Origin of the sequence: Neolewinella persica DSM 23188 (assembly GCF_000373105.1) — a bacterium.
Lineage (GTDB): Bacteria > Bacteroidota > Bacteroidia > Chitinophagales > Saprospiraceae > Neolewinella > Neolewinella persica.
Genome location: NZ_KB890413.1, coordinates 162,123 through 180,248, shown reverse-complemented (window position 1 = coordinate 180,248; position 18,126 = coordinate 162,123). Strand labels below are relative to the sequence as shown.

The following is an 18,126-nucleotide window of genomic DNA, read 5'->3' as shown; positions in this document are numbered from 1 at the left end:
TAGTTGCTTCTCGTTATTTATTCGTCAGCTTAATCCCTTGGTAGAAGCTGTCTAGGAAAAGTGAGTTGTGCGTAAATCCCGGATAGAACCCTTTCGTTAATTGAATCCAATCTAATTCTTCCAGCTCACCGATAAATTCTTCAACCTTGTCCATATGAAACTTAGTTTTATCCTGGTAAGTGATGTGTACTTTCACCAGTGAATTATTCTTCTCACGGATACCTTTGAGTCGATCTATGACCTCTCCGTCGCTGAACCAAATGGAAGGGTCGTACATATGGATTACCTCAAAGGGATGCTCCAAAGAAAGGAGGTAGCTACCGAAATAACCACCAAAGGAGTGACCAATTAAGGTCTCGTGGCCGTTGGTGGGATAGGCCTCATTTACTTGTGGGATCAATTCCGTAAGGAGATATTGGTAAAACTTAGCGGCACCACCGGAATTACCACTGTTGTATCGGGTGGAATCCACCACTTCTCCGTCGTATTCCATTCTCGACTGGCTAAATGTAAGGTCAACTCCTCGCTTGTTTTCTACTTCGACATGAGGAATGCCCACTACAATTGCTTGCTGGATCACGCCATTGGCCCCTTGGTCAAATAGGATGTGTCGCGTTAGATTAAACCGCCATTCGGCGTCGAATACATACACTACGGGATAGTTGACCGTGTCGGAATACCAGAGAGGAAGACTTACCCAAAATTCACGTGTTTCATCGAGGATTTCAGATTTGATTTCATGCTTAATCCCTGGTTGATTGCAAAAAACTTCCTAAGCGGAAAGGGGGGCCAGGTTAAGGCATAAGACAAGGGTGAAAAGTAGTTTCCTCATGGTTTCTTCTTTGGCATTAGGGTAGGTGTTCTGAAGGTAGCTATTCGAGCATCATTGGGCCAATAAGGGCGCGGCCGCAGGTGCATCAAACCGGCCATTGGCGCATTCAGGTTGTTCCCACCCTGGACGTAGTGATTGATTAGGTCCTTCAACTGCTGGTCTACCTCAAAATTGGGAAGTCCCTGGGAGAGGTTGATGGCACCATGCTTCGCCGCCAACTGAGACATGATGGAGAAAATGGTGGTGCCTACGTTGGGGAGTTTGGAGTGGAGGTTCATGGGGGGAAGGTAGGGGGGATAAGCAAGAATAAAGGAAGAGGTATAGTAGCAGAAAATCTTATAGTAGGAAGCGAAATATTCCCCAGATCAAAAATGAGAATGAAAACACTAATCCCATATGGCTGAAAGCGTGGATCACCATTCCTTTTGATATGTCAAATCCATACCAACGCCCTATAAAGACAGAGACAACCATAAGTCCGAAATAACTCCAGAAAACGATTTCGTTTCCCGAATTGACAATCACTTCCAACAAACAGGCTGCGAGAATACTTAGGAAAATGTATGCGGCCAACTTCTTTTTTGAGGGGATTTTGTCTACAGCTTTCATTGCCACTAAGGTAGTAGAATTAGTCAACCAACTCCTTAACAATTCCAACCCGCAATAACGAAAGAAGCCTAACCTGATCAGTAATGGTACTTTTCATTGGATCAAGTATCATTCGTTCCGCAAGTTTAGACTCAAGCTTTATAGCCTTATCTAGAATAGTAAGTACCCGGCCAGAGAGGTGCTGATTAGCCTTAATTATCTTCCCAACTTCGTAGCCTAGCACCATTACTCCAATCTCTTCGTGCTTCAATTCTTGATCGTAAAGAAAGTTGTACTCGTCCCAAATCAGATCAGTCTCGATACTTGGGTAATGAGAAAAAATGGAACTAATATCCATCGGGTCTTTTGACCGATTCTCCGGACGGTCATCGTAAGCAATAAGCTTTAAAAGCACTACGGCTGGGATCGAACAAACCTTTACTGTGTCTCCTTCAATCTCGGTTTCAACCAAAGCACTTTTATAGGTCTCTCGAAATCCGTCCAGACTAATAGAAACAATTCCTTTTCCCTCAATTAACACACGTCCATCCCGCTCAATTTCACCAAAGGGGAGCAAATCTAAAGGGATGCCATAGGGAGAAATCAGGCAAAAGGCATTATTTGATGCTGCCTCATATCCATGCTTTTCAATGAGCAAACCTCTCATGCGAGAATAGATTTTCTCGTTCGAAACATAAACCCCAAAGTCAACATCCTTTGTACCTCTTGAAGGTTCATCATTCGCAACGTACCAAACATTACGCGCAAAAGCTCCGACGCCAAAGAAGTCTACACTTAGCTGGTCAGCAACCATTTTTACATCACTCAATATTTGCTTGAGGTAAGGAGACCTCAGCGCATCATAAATTATCTTCGACATGCTCCTGGTAAATTATGTTTGCAGCTTCTAAATTCCGGGGTGTGGGGATATCCAGAAGATCTGCATAAACTAACAACGGATGGACAGTGCTTTCGCCTACCCGATCATCATCCTGCCAAAACTTCTCAATTAAAGTAACTTCCCCTTTCTTGTATGGCCTTAGCCCCAATTCTTTAGCGACGTCAACAAAAGACCTGTTGGTGTAAACTAACGAAGACTCGGCTGTCAAGTAAGTTGTCAATAATTCAGCGCCAAGTTCTCCACCCAGGCTGTCTTTAAGTCCACTGTCAACAATTCCTGAAACCCCAGCATCAACCAAAGAAAATTTCCGCTGACGAAGTTTAGGCCGCAACACTTTATTGAACAAGACTACCCATTCCTGAAGCAATCTACTGTAGTCGTAGATTTTGTACTCCTTAGTGCTAACCTTGACAAGGTATTTATCTTGCAATAATTCCTTGATTACTTTTCCTACGGTGTCAATAGAAACTCCTGCTTTTGCACTGATATTTCGATACGGTTCGTTTACGACATCTTCGTTTTTTAGTATTTGAAAGACAACTTTCAATCCCGCTTTAGAAAAAGCCCGACCAGATTTCCTATCCTCTACGGTGTGATTTTTATTTGTCTCAACAAAGAGAAAAAGCCCCTTTCCGTCGTCTAGGTAAGCATTTCCAGCAGCGTCCAGATAACAGATTCCTTGTTCTCTGAAATAGGACTTTAGAGGCATTGGTATGTAGTCCGAGACGAGTAGAGGGCACACTGCTTCCTCTAAAAACTTTCGAAGTGATGGTAACTTATCATTGGTCAGCCGCTTTTTTACCGCAACAACGAAATCCGCCTTATGCCCTTTTTGGGCAAACTGTAAAACGGCATCGCCATGATTATCACCTTTCAACTTGACAATCTTCAGGTTGAATCCCGTTGTTTTAAGAAAACCGGCCAAGGCTAGCTGCAAAATCTCGTGCTCCATGTACGCTAAAGTACAATACAGTAGGTAAACGTACAAATCAAATTAGCGTACATGAGATGGTTCACGCCTAGTCTCGAGGAGACAATGGATAATACTGCCCCTTTCAATGCTCCCTTGAACCTCCAGTCGTAACGCTTTAGTCAAATGGTTGGAAGTCTCGCGAGACTATCGACTACATGACTATGTACTAATAAGGCGCGGCCGCAGGTGCAAAAATTAGAATGAAGCAGCAAGGAAAGACTAAGCATTGTATTTTAGCCCTAAGCAAACCCATACCACCATCAACCGACGCAACTTCCTCCAACAAAGTACCCTCCTCGCCGGCGGCTTCGGCCTCCTCCCATCTATGGCGGCTTCGCCCACCAAAGACCTCATCATCGGCCACGGTGATTTTCGCTACAAAGTGGACGCAGAATGGGGTAAGCTAGATCAGGCCACCCCCGTCAAAGACTGCCACGAAATGGTGCAGGACCGGCTCGGCCGCCTCATCCTGCTGACCAACCACACCCGCAACAACGTCATCATCTACAACAAAGACGGTAAGCTACTCAACAGCTGGGGCGACAGCTTCCCAGGCGCGCACGGCCTGACACTGAAGGACGAAGGCGGCGAAGATTTCCTCTACCTCACCGACACCGAATTGCACCAGGTTATCAAGACGACGCCGGACGGACGGGAGGTGCTCCGTATCCAGAACCCAAAGCTGAAGGACGCTGAAGGAAACCTCCGCCCCTTCCTCCCCACCGAGACCGCCATTGCCGAAAACGGGGATATTTACGTAGCCGATGGTTATGGCAGCCAGTACATCTACGTCTACGATCAACAGGGCAACCTAAAGCAAGAGTTCGGCGGCCCCGGCCCGGCCGATGACCAGTTCCACAATGCCCACGGCATCGCCATCGACGAACGCGATGGCACCCCCAAACTGCTGATCACCGCCCGCAAGAAAAACCAGCTGAAGTACTTTGATATGGCCGGCAATTACCTCTCCACCATTGATCTGCCCGGCGCCTTCATCTGTAGGCCCGTTGTCCGAAATACGGAGGTGTATCTGGCCACCATCTGGTCGGGCGACGGTGGCAGCAACACCGGCTTCGTGAGTGTTCTGGACCGAAACAACCGCCTGGTCTCCGCCCCCGGCGGCTTAGAGCCGACCTACACCGGAGGGAAGTTGTCCCCCGTCTCCCAGGCCATTACCCTCTTCAAGCACCCCCACGATGTCTGCGTCGACGATGATGAGAATCTGTACATTCCGCAGTGGAATGCCGGGCAGGTCTATCCCATCAAACTACACCGGGTATAAAGGGCGAGACGCTGTGCGTCGAGGAGGAAGCAACACTTCCGCAAAAAAATACCCTCATTAAATCCGACAACCCGACAACCTGACCCAGCCATGAAAACAATCTTTTCTGTTGCCCTCTTCCTAATCGTCACGTCTTGCAGTCAGCCTCCCTTTCTCCAGGCAGATGCCGTAGCCCTCAGCCCGCCGGTAATCCGGGTAGAGAATACCTTCTTCACCGAAACGGCGTCGATCTCGGTAGGGGAGACGCAAGGGGGAAGCCGGGTGCGTTATACCGTTGACGGGACTGTTCCGACCGTGGAAAGCCCTGCGGCCGAAAGGGAAATGTCTGTCGATAAATCTCAGGTCCTGACTTTCCGAACCCTGGGCGGCGGCTTCCTCCCAAGCGAACCGGTCGAAGTAGAAGTCCTGAAACTTCCTGCCCAACGTCTGACGCTGATCAGCGCCACACCAGCCGCTCCACCCTACAACCAAGTCCCCGATACCGTTCTGGCCGACCGGGCCAAAGCCGGAAAGAATTTCCGGGAAACAGACTGGCTCGGTTATCAGGACAGCCTCCTGACCTTCGAGTTCTCTTTGCCCGGCGGCCCCATCAATGGCATCGCCGTCTCCGTGCTCGAAGACCAGGCGAGTTGGATTTTTGCTCCGGCATCGTTGCAAGCCACCTTCTACGACGAAGCTGGTAAAGAAATCGCCTCCGGCCAGGTAGATTACCCAACGGAAGTAGAGAAAAGCGGGAGCCATTTCCGGTTTTTACGGGTGAACACGGAGGAGGTTAATGCTGCTCGGGTGCTGGTGGAGGTTGTTTGCCTGAGCCGGATTCCGGATTGGCATCCGGGGGCGGGGGAAGTGGGGTGGGTGTTTTTGGATGAGGTGGTTTTGCGATGAACTCCATGGAGCTACCTATTATTTGTACATCCTTCTTAACCTCCCTCTTCTCGTAACACCCAGGAAACACCAAGAATGCACCGATCAACTTCCCTTTCAGTGACGACTCGAAGTATTCAGTTCCCGCAAGCTTAGTAGGCCATACTATTGTGGGCGGGCTACAATTGTTCAAAACAGAAATAGTATTGAAGTATGTTTTTAGCCAATTGGTGAAAACAGTATAGTCACCATTTCTTAAAAAACGAGTGTTGATCCAATATTGAATTTCGGTAGCTTCTATAATCCCATATACGTCCACATCATCGTCACTAAACATTGTCCCGTGGAAAACAACGAGCTTAACTTTCTTGTGGTCCAGTACAAACGTTTCAGTGTTGTCCGGCCAGCTGTCGCGATGCTTTATTGCTATTGGGTTCATTTTCATCAGGCTAAGTTGGGTGACTTTATAGAAGATAAAACTACCGACTAATTCCTGCCATCCCAAAAGAAATCCCCACTCCCTACCTGCAAAACCTCCATCACAACCCGCCGGGGCACACTGCCCACCAACGCCCCATCCCCATAATCTTCAAAGAACTGGTACTCCAGTACGATGGAGCCGGAGCGCAGCCCGGCCGTATTGATCATGACGGTCTGCTGATCGGAGCTCATCACCCGGTCGGCGGGCAGGCGGGTGGTGCCGATGCTGATGATCGTCCATTGGTGGCGGACGATGGTGGAGCCCTGCCCGCCGGCCTGCGGCCGGCCATCCACCTTGAGGGTTACCCCCGGCTTGCTGCAGAAGGTGGAGTCCATAGCATTACTAATGCCCGGCTCCCGCACCTCAATCAATATTTGGCTCAGCGTGAAGCAGCCCGTCGTCGGATCTTCGATCCGAACCAGCACCACTTCTCCGTTTACCGCCGGGTCGTAAGTAAACGGCGATACATCATTTTGCTCTCCATCGGCATCCGCCATGTTCAGGTAGAAGGTCACGTTGTAGGGCCCAACGGCTTGGTCCATCATCTGATCCAGGTCCGTATTGCTGAGGTTACTCTCCGCAGCGTCGTCAAAGGCATCCAACAGGTTGACCGTGCCGGAGCCCGTTGGGCGATTTACCACGGCCAGGGTCACCGTTGCCTGCGCTGGCGGCGGCGTAGCGCTGGTGGTGGTAACCGTAAAGGAACAATTGGCACTATTACCACTTGCCTCAGTCACCGTCAAGGTCACTTCCTGGGTGGTCCCCAGATTGGTCAGTACCGAATTAATATCTGGTGACTGCGCAACGGTCAGCATACCCGGACCACAGTTGTCATCCACTATGCCTAAGCTCCGGTAGTCAGGAATCGTGAAGCCACAATCCGTACCGGCGTTGATTTCCTGCGCCGCAGGGCAAACAATCGTAGGATCCGTTCCGTCGATCAGTTCCACCTGGAAAGTACAAGTAGCAACATTCCCGCTGCTGTCCGTTGCCGTCAGCGTCACGGTAATCGCCTGGTCGAAACCCATAATCGTCGTTCCTGCCGGTGGCGATTGCGTCACGGTGATCCCGTTGCCGTTGGCATCGCCCAGCGTGGAACAGTTGTCCGTCACCGTCGCCAGGCCAGTGTAATCACCGAGGGTGGCCACGCAGTTTGCATTGGCGGTTTCCTGCTGGGTGGCCGGACATGCCAGGTCAGGTGCCGTATTATCCCGTATGGACAAGACAAAGTCACAAGTAGCCGTATTCCGGTTGCCATCATCGGCCAATAGTGTGACGACGACGTCCTGAACTCCGGTAAAGACCGTGCCGGGAGCAGGCGTCTGCGTCACGGTAGTTGTAGCCATGTCCGTACAGTTATCGTCCGTCATCCCAAGACCGGAATAATCAGCGATAACCACCATACAGTTTGCGTCCGTAAATTGGGTTTGGGGCATCGGGCAGGCGATGGTTGGTGGCCTATTGTCGTCGACAGTAAGCTGTAGCGTACAGTTGGCCGTATTTCCGTTTCCGTCGTCGGCGGTGAGGGTGACGACCTGCGTTGTCCCGTCTTCGCTTAAGACCGTTCCCGGCGCAATGTCCTGGGTAACCAAAATCTCCCCACTGGTCGTGCAATTGTCAGATTTTATGGCCTGCGCACGGTAATCAGGTACCATCACTTCACAGTTCTCATTGGTGAGCAGCACCTCGTTGTCCGGACACATGATCATTGGGCTGATGGTGTCCTGAAGCGTCACGGTGACCTGACACTGGCTGGTGTTGCCGTTGCCATCATCGGCCGTCAGGGTGACGACTACCTCCGTATCGTCATTGCTGAACATTGCCATTGCCAGTGGCGATTGTGTAATGGTGATGCCACTTCCGGCGGTCGCGTTCTCACAGTTGTCTGTAGCGGTAGTAACGGCGACGAGGTCAGGTAGCAGTGCATTACAACCAGCATCAACAAATATTGTCGGGTCTGCCGGGCAGGTAATGACGGGCGGGGTCACGTCGTCCAGCGTGATGTTGAACGCACAGTCGGCCGTGTTCCCGTTGCCATCGTCGGCCGTCAGGGTGATGGTAAAGATATCGCCCTCTCCTTCAACGGCAATAACGGTTCCTGCTTCCGGGTCCTGGGTTACTATTATGTTTGTTACGTCCGTACAGTTGTCGTCCGTCACGGCTTCACCGGTGTAATCCGGTACGATGAATTCGCAGGTGGCGGTGAGGGTCTCTACCTGGGCGTCAGGGCAAACGATGGTCGGCGAGGTGGTGTCCTGCAACATTAGGTTAAAGGTGCAGGAAGCGATGTTCCCACTTGGGTCTTCGACCGTCAGGATAATGTCCTGACTGGTGGATTGTCCGCTGATGACCGTTCCTGCTGCCGGGCTTTGCGTCACTACCAGGTCCGCAGGATTGGTGCAATTGTCTGCAATTATGGCCCGGCCGGTATAGTCTTCCAGGGCGAAATCACAACCAGCGTCAGGGTTGGCCACGGTGTCTGCCGGACAGGTAATCGTGGGAGAGGTCGTATCCGTCAGGGTCAGTTCAAAGTCACAGCTGATGGTATTTCCGTTGCCGTCATCAGCTGTGAGGGTGATGGTCGTCGTGGTGAAGGCATCCATCAAAACCGTACCGGGTATGGGTACCTGGGTGTAGATGATTTGGTCGCCGGTGGCGGAAGTTGAGGTAGTTCCCGTAGGCCGACAATTGTCTTGCGCGGTCGCAGGTCCAATGACCCAATAGTCGGGCAAGGTATAGGTGCAAGCAGCCGAAAGCACACCGATGGTATCGTTTTGGCACACGGTAATCTCTGGCGCTTCACGGTCCAGTAATGTAACCTCGAAAGAACAGCTGACCATATTGCCACTGGCGTCCTCCGCCGTCAGGGTTACCGTTTGCGTGGTATTGTGGCCGCTGATGGTGGTGCCAATGGCAGGTAGCTGGGTGATGGTGATGGCGCTCTGATCACAAGTACTGCTTGCGATGGCCTCACTGGTGTAGTCCGGGATGACTATTTCACAGTCATCATCCGCCGTCAGTTCCTGATCGGCCGGGCAGATGATCATCGGTTCGGTACTGTCTTCCAGCGTTACGGTCAGCTTACAGCTGTCCTGATTGCCACTTTCGTCGGTCACAATTATGGTGACTTCCCGGGTGGTGCCGTCTCCGCTAAGTGGTTCGCCGGGGGCGGGCCTCTGTGTCAGGGTGATGGCTGCCGGGTCGGAGCAGTTGTCCGTTGGCCCGGCATTTGGGCGGTAGTCGGGCAGCAGGACTTCGCAGGTGCCATCCACACTGATCACATCATCCGCCGGGCAGACAACCATTGGAGGGATGCTGTCGATCAACTGCACGTTGAAATCACAGCTGATGGTGTTTCCACTCTCGTCGGTGGCCGTCAGGGTGACGGTAATCAGGTTGGCTTCATCGCTGACCATCGTCCCGGCGACCGGGGTTTGCGTCACCGAGATACCGGTAGCGTCGTTACAGTTATCCATCACTATCGGAAGGCCCGTGTAATCTGGTACAATCGTAGCACAGGCTATGTCGACTGCCAGGGTTGTATCATTCGGGCAAACGATGGTTGGGCGCGTCGTATCCGCCACTTCGACGGTAATCAGGCAGTCCGTCGTGTTGCCCGAGGGGTCGGTAGCGGTGATGGTCACCGTTTGCGTAGTACCCAGGCCACTGATCATGGCTCCTTCCAATGGACTTTGCACCAGCGTCAGCGCCCCATTCTGAACGCTGGTCGGCCCACAATTATCGGCAACCATGATGCTGTCCCGGTAGTCTGCCAGATTTATGGTACAGGTGGCGTTACCGGCAATGATGCTTAGTGGCGGACACGTCAATTCAGGCGGTGTGTTGTCGCTCACCGTCACCGTGAAATCACAAGTTGTCGTATTTCCATTACCATCATCGGCGGTCATGGTCACGGTTTGGGTGCCCAGGCCGGTCAGGGGTGTTCCGGCAGGATTATTTTGCGCGATCGCAGGCGCAGGCGAACAATTGTCAGAAGCAGTGGTCAGACCAACGTAGTCCGGTAGCACCGTTTCGCAACTGCCATCTACGAATATCTCCTGCGCTGGCGGACAGGTAATCGCCGGCGGCGTTTCATCCAATAAGGTCAGATTGAAGCTGCAACTTGCCGTATTTCCATGCCCGTCATCAGCCGTCAGCGTTACGACCGACACCTCGTTATGTCCCGTCAGCGATGCTCCCGGTGCCAATGTCTGGGTCACCGTGATGTCCGTAGGAGCCGTGCAATTGTCGATTACGTCAGCCGACCGGTAATCCGGCACCAACGCCCCACAGCCGGTGTCTACGAGTATTGTCTGGTCTGCCGGACACGTAATGGTCGGATCGGTATTATCCTCGAGGGTGATGGTTGTCGTACACTGTGCCGTATTACCGTTCCGGTCATCGGCGGTCAGCGTCACCAATACCTCCGTTCCGTCACCGGAATAGGTCTGCCCAATCCCGATGTTCTGGGTTACGATGATCATCGCCGGGTTCGTACAGTTATCGGTCACGATTGCCTGGATCGTTAAGTCTTCGAGGTCGTAAGTGCAGTCTGCGTCTGCGTCGACCAACTTAGCTGCCGGACAGGTGATCTCCGGCGGAAGGTCGTCTTCCAGCCTAACCACAAATGTGCAGCTGTCCCGGTTTCCGTTCCCGTCGTCGGCAATGATGGTAACGGTCTTGGCATTACCCTGGCCCGATAGCGGAGATCCCGGTGCTGGTCTTTGGGTGAGTGTAATGGCACTGTTCGCCGCACAGTTGTCGAAGGTTCGGACGTCCCCCCGGTAATCCGGCATCAAGGCTTCACAATTCGCATCAGGCCTTACAACCTTGTCGCCGGTGCACAATACCGTGGGGGCGATGGCGTCTTTCGCCGTCACGGTAAAATCACAGCTGCTGCTATTGCCGCTGGCGTCAGTGGCCGTAATCGTAATTGTTTGGGTCGTCAGATGACCGGAAATGACGGTCCCCGATGGCGGTACCTGGGAAAAGACAATGTCCTCTCGTAGCGTACAATCATCATCGGCCAGCGCTTCGCTGGTGTAATCGCCGATGGTTACCTGACAGGCACCATTGGTAAGCAGCGTGTCTGGTTCAGGACAGGCCAAAACGGGTGCAATGCCGTCACTGACCTCAAGTTGGAAGGCGCACTGTGATTGGTTCCCGCTGGGGTCTACAGCAGAGATGGTAACCGTTCGGATAGCATCGGGACCGGTAATCGGTGCACCGGGCATGGGCTCCTGTGTCACGATCAGTTCGCCCAGCGCCGCACAGTTGTCTGTTATGGTCGCATCAGAACGGTAATCCAGTACGAGGTGACTGCAACTCGCATCCACGATCTGCGCATCGTTGGCCGGGCAAACGATCACGGGAGCCAGGGTATCCACCAGCGTAACCTGAAAGGTGCAGCTGGAAGGGTTACCGTTCAGGTCAATGGCGGTAATGGTCACCGTCTGGGACACGTCGAGATCGGCAGGGAACAGCGGAGTGCCTGCTGCCGGAGACTGTACGTAAGTTACGCCCGCAGCTGGAGACATACATTGGTTTACTGCCGTCACCAGCCCGGTGTAATCGCCGTATTCTCCGTCGCAATCATCGCTGCTGGCGATGACGATCTGCCCACCAGGACAGGTAACGTCCAGCGCATTTTCATCCCGGAGAGTTACGTCAAATGTACAAGTCGCTGTATTCCCGTTCCCGTCGTCGGCGGTCAGGGTAACCGGGATGACGGTACCATCCCCCGCCACCATGGTGCCGGGTAGTGGGCTTTGAGTGATGATAATATTTCCTTGTGCCCGGCAATTGTCAATCACGGTCGCACCACCAGTATAATTTGGTAAGGAGACTGCACAAACATCATCCACGTTCAAGTCCTGGTCTCCGGGACAGATCACCGGATTTGGAGGAGATTGGTCTTCGAAGGTTATTGTTGCCACGCAGGAGACCGTATTACCACTGGCATCCATTACGGTGAAGGTCACGTCCACCGTAGTTCCGTTGCCACCGTAGGCCGCACCGGCAGCCGGAGATTGCAGGATCGTCAGGGCATTTGCCGAGCAGTTGTCGTTGGTCACCAGGTCTGGAATCAGGTCTGGAATCTCTCCGTTACAGTTTTCATCCAGGGCTACCGTTTGGTTAGCCGCTGCACAGTCGACTGTGGGATCGATTTCATCAAGGATATACACCTTAAACGAACAGTCGGCGGTATTCCCCGAAGCATCCGTAGCCGTTAGTACTACGTCAATGATTGGCAGGGTAAGCCCGCTGTACACCGTTCCTGCGGCAATGTTCTGTGTTACGCCGATGGCAGGTGCATCCGTACAATTATCCATCGTGGCACCAAGGCCGGTGTAATCTCCCAGCACCGCTTCACAACCCACTGCGTCGAGCAGAATGGATTGGGCCTCTGGACAGACGATGGTGGGGTTGGTTTCGTCTACCGGTGTGATGGCGAAGGTGCAGGATTGGCTATTTCCCGCAGCATCCGTAGCCGTCAGGGTGATTGTTTGAGGTTGGTTAAGTTGTGCTTCCGGGATGACCGTCCCTACCGCTGGGGATTGAGTGATGGTAATCGCTGCGGCTTCAGAGCAGTTGTCCATCACACCGGCTTCGCCGGTGTAATCGGGTAAAGTGAAGTCACAGTTGCCGCTCACCGGCTCATTGCGGTCCGCCGGACAAATGACCATCGGCAGTGTCTGGTCTTCTGCCGTTACGGGGAAGGTGCAGCTGGTGGTATTCCCGTTACCGTCAGCGGCGGTGATGGTAACCATTACTTGCTCACCGTCGAATGACAATTCTGTTCCCGCAGCCGGGCTTTGGGTCAGCGTAATGGCGGCGGTCATCGCGCAATCGTCCGTGGCCACCGTTTGGCTGGTATAATCCGGTAATGCAACGGAACAATCGCTACCCAACGCCAGAGTGGCGGGAGCGGGACAAACGATCGTCGGGCTGGTAACGTCGCGCAACGTAATGTCGAAGCTGCAACTGGTGCTGTTGCCATTACCATCATCTACGTTAAAAGTAACCGTCTCCACGGTATTTGCACCGGAGACGACCGCGCCGGGTACTGGCATTTGCTGCACCGCTAAAGTACCGGGAGCCGTACAGTTATCGGCCAGGGTCAACTGAGTTGAAAAGTCAGGGAGGGTTGCAGAGCAACCCGTCATGTCAAGGTTCAGGTCCTGGGCCGCCGGGCAGGAAACCGTAGGTGGTGTTGTATCGTCCAGTGTCAACACTACGGTACAATTGGCAGTGTTCCCGTTCCCATCGTCAGCCGTTAGTGTAACTATTTGGGTGGTGCCATCGCCCATCAGCATCGTGCCTGCCGGAATATCCTGGCTAACGAGCAGGGGGTTACTGCCCTGACAGTTGTCGGTTACCGTTGCACCACTGATCAGGTTGGGGACGGACGCCCTACAGTCGGCGTCAACGGCAATGGTGATGGCCTGAGGGCAGGTAATTTCCGGATCGGTATTGTCCTCCAGCGTGAGGGTGAAGTCGCAGGAAGCGACGTTGCCGGCAGCGTCCGTCGCGGTGATCGTAATTAAGGTTGTCGTTCCATCGCCGGTAATTTGGGTGCCGGCAGGTGGGCTTTGGGTGTAGGAGACTGGCCCCGGAATAGTACAGTTCTCTACGGCGGTTACCTGGGGGGTGTAATCTGGTAATACGAAGGCACAGCCATCGTCAACGTTTTCTGTCTGATCAGTTGGGCAGGTGAGCGCCGGGGGGGTGTTGTCCTCAGTGGTAAGCCTGAAAGTGCAGCTGGTGGAGTTGCCGGCGGCATCAGTTGCGGTCAGCATTATCTGAGTGACGGTGCCGTCTTCAGATACGACCGTGCCGGCAACGGGGCTTTGCGTCAGGGTCAATATGGGCGGGGCCGCAGGTGCAAGGCTAGAGCAATTGTCGGCTACCGTCGCCATGCCGGAATAATCGGGTATGGCGAAATCACAGCCGCTATCCAAAGATGCCGTCTGTGGAGCAGGGCAGGTAATGGTCGGCGACGTTACGTCCTCCGTTACATAATCAAACGAACAACTTACGGAGTTGCCGTTGATGTCTGTCGCGGTAATGGTGATTGAGGTGGTACTTTCTACACTCACCACCGTTCCCGGTGCGGGTACTTGCACCAGGGTAAACCCATCCATCGTACAGGTTGAGCTGACCATGGTCTGGTTCCTGAAGTCCGGGACCATTGCATCGCAATCTCCGTCCAGTTGATCAATTTGGGGACTGACCGGGCAGGAGATCTGAGGCGGCTGGTTGTCCATCAGTTCCACCTGGAAAGTACAGGTTCCCATATTGCCACTGGCATCGGTCGCGGTGAGGGTAACCGTGACGGGGCTGTCGTTGATGTCGTACATCGTATTGGCGGCGGGCGATTGGCTTACTGAAACTGGTCCCTTACGCGGGTCACAGTTGTCTGAAGTACTCGCCTGACCGGTGTAGTCGGGCAGGGGGACCTCGCAGGTGCCGTCTACCGCAATCGTTTGGGGGGAAGGGCAGAGGATGCTGGGAGGCGTCTGGTCCACAACGGTTACATCGATGGTGCAGGTCGTTTGCTGGCCCACGTTATCCGTAGCCGTTATCGTTACGACAACGTTGTTACTTAGGTTGGTGCCCGGCCCGGGCTCCTGCACGACTGACACACCGCCGCAGGCATCGCTGGCCACGTTGTTCATATAGTTTGGCAGGATCGCCAGACAGTTGTTGGCGTCTACGACAAGGGTTTGCGGACCAACGCAAGTAAGCGTTGGCGGGGTAACGTCCCGCTTGATGAAAGTGACGTTACACTGGCGGGTATTTCCGGCCGCATCGGTCGCGGTGACCACTACGTTCTGGGTGCTGCTCGTAAAGGTGGTCCCGGCGGCTGGGGTTTGGGTGATCGTCAGACCGCCGCTACCACAATTGTCGGTGGCCATCGCGAGGCCAGTCACGTCGGTCACCGTCCCGGCACACATTACCGGGTCTGCGTCGACGGTGATGTTCCCCGGGCAGGTGATCATTGGCGGTGTACGATCTATGCCCGTGAGGGTGAAGGAGCAGTCGGCCATATTCCCCGCCGCATCGGTGGCCGTAAGGGTAATGGTGGTTACGCCCGGCCCAACGGAGGTTCCTGGGGCGGGGTTTTGGGTAACGGTGATCTGGTTGAAGCCGGAACAATTGTCTTGCCGGCCAGCCTGGCCCCGGAAGTCGGGTACGCTGAGCGTGCAATCGTTGGCGGAGACGTCCCGGGTTTGATTACCCGGGCAGGTGATGGCGGGCGGTGTGTTGTCGGCGAGGGTGATGACGTAGGTACAGTTGCCGGAGTTGCCGGATTCGTCTTTAGCGGTGATGGTGACCATCACGTTGGTTCCATTGCCATTAAAAACCGTTCCCTGCACCGGCGTCTGCGCCAAAATAAGAGCAGCCTCAGCCGAACAATTATCGCTGCTGCTAATATTCGTCAGGTCCGGAATTGTGTAAGAACAGTTGGCCGTAAGCATGGCCGTTGTGGCCGCCGGACAAACCGGGACGGGCGCGATGCGATCAACTGCCGTCACCGTAAATGTGCAGGTAGCAGCGTTGCCGCTTTGATCCGTTGCCGTCATGGTGACAGTATTCGCCCCTAAGGTCAGGTTACTACCGATGGCAGGTGCTTGGGTAATCACGATGTTGCCGGTAGCGGAGCAGTTGTCGCTGCTCTGTGTAGCCATGATATAGCTGCTCAAAGGCGTTGTACAATTTGCGTCTACATTGACTGCAGCGTTCCCCGGACAGGCAATTTTCGGTGCTTCATTATCAACGGTGGTTACCATCACGTCCTCCACGCAAATCCCGTCGTCGTAGCGAATGGTCTCCGTCACGGGGGTTCCGGTAAAGTTGTTGCCAAGGGTTACTACCCCATTTTGGTCCACCGTTGTGCCAATGACGCTGCCGCCGAGCACGCTGTAGGTGCCGCCAGGGGAGTCGTTGGTGATGGCCTGCAGCACATCTCCCGGGCAGCCAGTATTTTCAAACTGAGTCAGGTTGGGCTCATCAATGAGGCCGTCACCGTCGTTATCTATCCCGTCATTACAGACTTCGCCACAACGGACATTACCCAGGAAATTGACGTTGTTACTGTAGATGCATTCCGGAGTGCCCGTTAGGGGGAAGTCGCTCTCTTCGAAAGGTAGGTCGGCCATAGCGAAGCCGGGGTCGTTTACACTCAGGTAGATCCGGGAACCTGCCGGGACAACGCCCACTGGTATCGCCACCTGTACGATAACCTGTCCGCCGGCTTCCACCTGAGTGTTGATCCTGGTGGTCTGTATCAGGGTGGCCATGGTTACCCTTGGGTCGCCGATGTAGTAGGAAATTGGGGTAGAGGCGGGTAGGGGAGCAGCGCCCTCATTGTCGATGACCAAGGTGGCAATTATCTCGTTCGGGCAGCCGGTGAAATCAATTACCGGAAGCCCGTCCGACCCGATCTGTACCATGATGATGGCGTCTGGAGCCGGGTAGCGAATATTGGCTTCGGATCCACCACCAACGGCCGTCTGCACCAGGAAATTATTGTACCGTTGGCCCAGGGCAGGGTTCAGGTTGTTCTGCTGAAACCTGGGGATAGTCAGGTCGTTATTGACGTTGGTGACATGGTAGCCGTGCTGATTCCAGACTTTTCGGGCGGGTACCCAGGGCTGGTTGGCGCTTTCGTAGACACTGATCCAATCGGAGCCGGAAAAAGACGGGCCGTTTTGTGCCTGTGCCGTTACGATGATCTCGGCGGTGCCGTCACCGTTTACATCAGCGACAAGTGGATATTCCGTCCGGGTGCCGGCACGACTCTGGATACGAAATAGTTCGTTTCCGGTCGGTCCGTCGTAGATGAACAGGTTTTCTTCTTCGGAATAAACAACTTCCACGGTCCCGTTGCCGTCGAAATCAAAGAGGGTAGACCCCGTTCTTTCCGAACCGTCATCAAGGTTGTCTTTTTGCCAAAGGGTGGACCAGGTGCCGTTGTTTAGGTTGGCGTCTCCGTTGTTATCAACGTAATTCCGGACAATGTAGATGTCGTTTCCGGCAAAGCCTAATTCCACGTCTCCATCCCCATCGAAGTCTCCGATGTTTATACGTCCCCCGGCAGACGTTCCCGGAACGCTGTAAGTGGACCCAATTTGTTGGTTGGTGTAGGGATCCCAGGCGTACACACGTCCTGCGGCCATTACGGCCACGTCCATCCGGCCATCTCCGTTGATGTCTGCGATGGACGTAAATCCATCTCTCTCGTTATTGGTGGCCGAAAGCTGTGCTGCGAGCAGAAAAGTACCATTATCGGCAGTGCCGGTAGTATTGAAAGCAACGGTCCATACCTGGTTGCCAGCGATGTACTCCATCCCATTGGCCTCCGCACCAAAAGTTCCCCCTCCTGGTTTGGGGTCTCCCTGCTTAAAAAGGTCGAAGAAAACAGGGTATCGGTCGGCGTTTCCACCGGTTGCATACCCTCCGACGTTGACAGTATTGCTGCCGTTTGCGTAGCGCAGGCCGGTAAGCGCATTAAATATTCTTTTACCTACGAAGACCTCAGCTACCCCATCTTGATTAATATCCGCCAATTGGGGGGTGGAGACGACGTTGTCATCTCCTACGTTGTTCGCGGTGCGCCAAACGGCGTTAGGGTTGCCAAATTCGTACCGGGCAAGGCCCCCTGTCGATTCAATGTGGAATACATCTCCAAGACCGTCGGCGTCCACATCGGCAATGGCGACCTGACCGAAAGGGTGGGTACTTGGCGTTACGATGCTCTGGAGGATACGTCCATCGTCCCCGCTGAAAATATGGATGCGTGCGGGATTATTGTCGCGGGCAACCAAATCGGGTACGCCGTCGCCGTTCATATCACCAACCATCACTCCACAGCGCTGTTCGATGGGGTAACGAACCTCATCGGTTTTAAACAGCAGGTTCAATCTAATTTCTTCCAGTTCCGGCGGCTGGTAATTACAATCAGGCTCTGGCTGGCCGAAGAAGAAATCTTCGCAGCTGGCGATGCCGGCACAATCGTCATCAAAGCAATCGATGAGGCCATCTCCGTCGTTGTCGATACCATCACCACAGTTAGTCTCCTGACTAAAAGCCAAAGAGGGGGCGAAAAAAAAGAGAATGAGCACAAGCCCACGGCAGGTTGTTGAGAGAGACACAGCTTATAAATCATGAGATGAGAGAACGCTCTCCAAAGGTACAAATT

General features: G+C 53.6%; 8 protein-coding genes. 2 read left to right on the top strand and 6 right to left on the bottom strand.

What is annotated here, in order from left to right; all coding sequences use genetic code 11:
* Window positions 1–13 precede the first annotated feature (13 nt).
* The 5 genes from B036_RS0100740 to B036_RS0100720 all read right to left on the bottom strand — a co-directional run bounded on the left by B036_RS0100740 (window position 14) and on the right by B036_RS0100720 (window position 3,273).
* Window positions 14–724, bottom strand: coding sequence for an alpha/beta hydrolase (locus B036_RS0100740; RefSeq protein WP_245557434.1), 711 nt, complete (start codon window positions 722–724; stop codon window positions 14–16).
* Window positions 725–828: 104 nt separating this feature from the next.
* Window positions 829–1,110, bottom strand: coding sequence for a hypothetical protein (locus tag B036_RS0100735; RefSeq protein WP_026231553.1), 282 nt, complete (start codon window positions 1,108–1,110; stop codon window positions 829–831).
* Between the two features lie 58 nt (window positions 1,111–1,168).
* Window positions 1,169–1,441, bottom strand: a complete 273-nt coding sequence (locus tag B036_RS34065) for a hypothetical protein (protein WP_020566768.1) — start codon at window positions 1,439–1,441, stop codon at window positions 1,169–1,171.
* Window positions 1,442–1,460: 19 nt separating this feature from the next.
* Entirely contained in the window at window positions 1,461–2,300 is an 840-nt protein-coding gene (locus B036_RS0100725; protein ID WP_020566767.1) for a hypothetical protein, read from the bottom strand.
* Window positions 2,281–3,273 carry a type IV toxin-antitoxin system AbiEi family antitoxin gene (locus B036_RS0100720; RefSeq protein WP_020566766.1) on the bottom strand — a complete coding sequence of 331 codons (993 nt, stop codon included), beginning with the start codon at window positions 3,271–3,273 and terminating at the stop codon, window positions 2,281–2,283. Before B036_RS0100720 ends, B036_RS0100725 begins: the two co-directional genes overlap by 20 nt.
* 247 nt (window positions 3,274–3,520) lie before the next feature.
* On the opposite strand from B036_RS0100720, the gene B036_RS0100715 reads away from it, so the two are divergent.
* Both B036_RS0100715 and B036_RS0100710 read left to right on the top strand, forming a co-directional pair.
* The gene (locus B036_RS0100715; protein ID WP_020566765.1) at window positions 3,521–4,576 is read left to right on the top strand and encodes a 6-bladed beta-propeller; all 1,056 of its coding nucleotides are present in this window, start codon (window positions 3,521–3,523) and stop codon (window positions 4,574–4,576) included.
* Between the two features lie 90 nt (window positions 4,577–4,666).
* Entirely contained in the window at window positions 4,667–5,461 is a 795-nt protein-coding gene (locus B036_RS0100710; protein ID WP_020566764.1) for a chitobiase/beta-hexosaminidase C-terminal domain-containing protein, read from the top strand.
* A 465-nt stretch (window positions 5,462–5,926) separates the two neighbouring features.
* Here B036_RS0100710 and B036_RS0100700 read toward each other — a convergent pair whose 3' ends face one another.
* Complete coding sequence (locus B036_RS0100700; protein ID WP_020566762.1) at window positions 5,927–18,049, bottom strand: HYR domain-containing protein; 12,123 nt, start codon at window positions 18,047–18,049, stop codon at window positions 5,927–5,929.
* Window positions 18,050–18,126 lie beyond the last annotated feature (77 nt).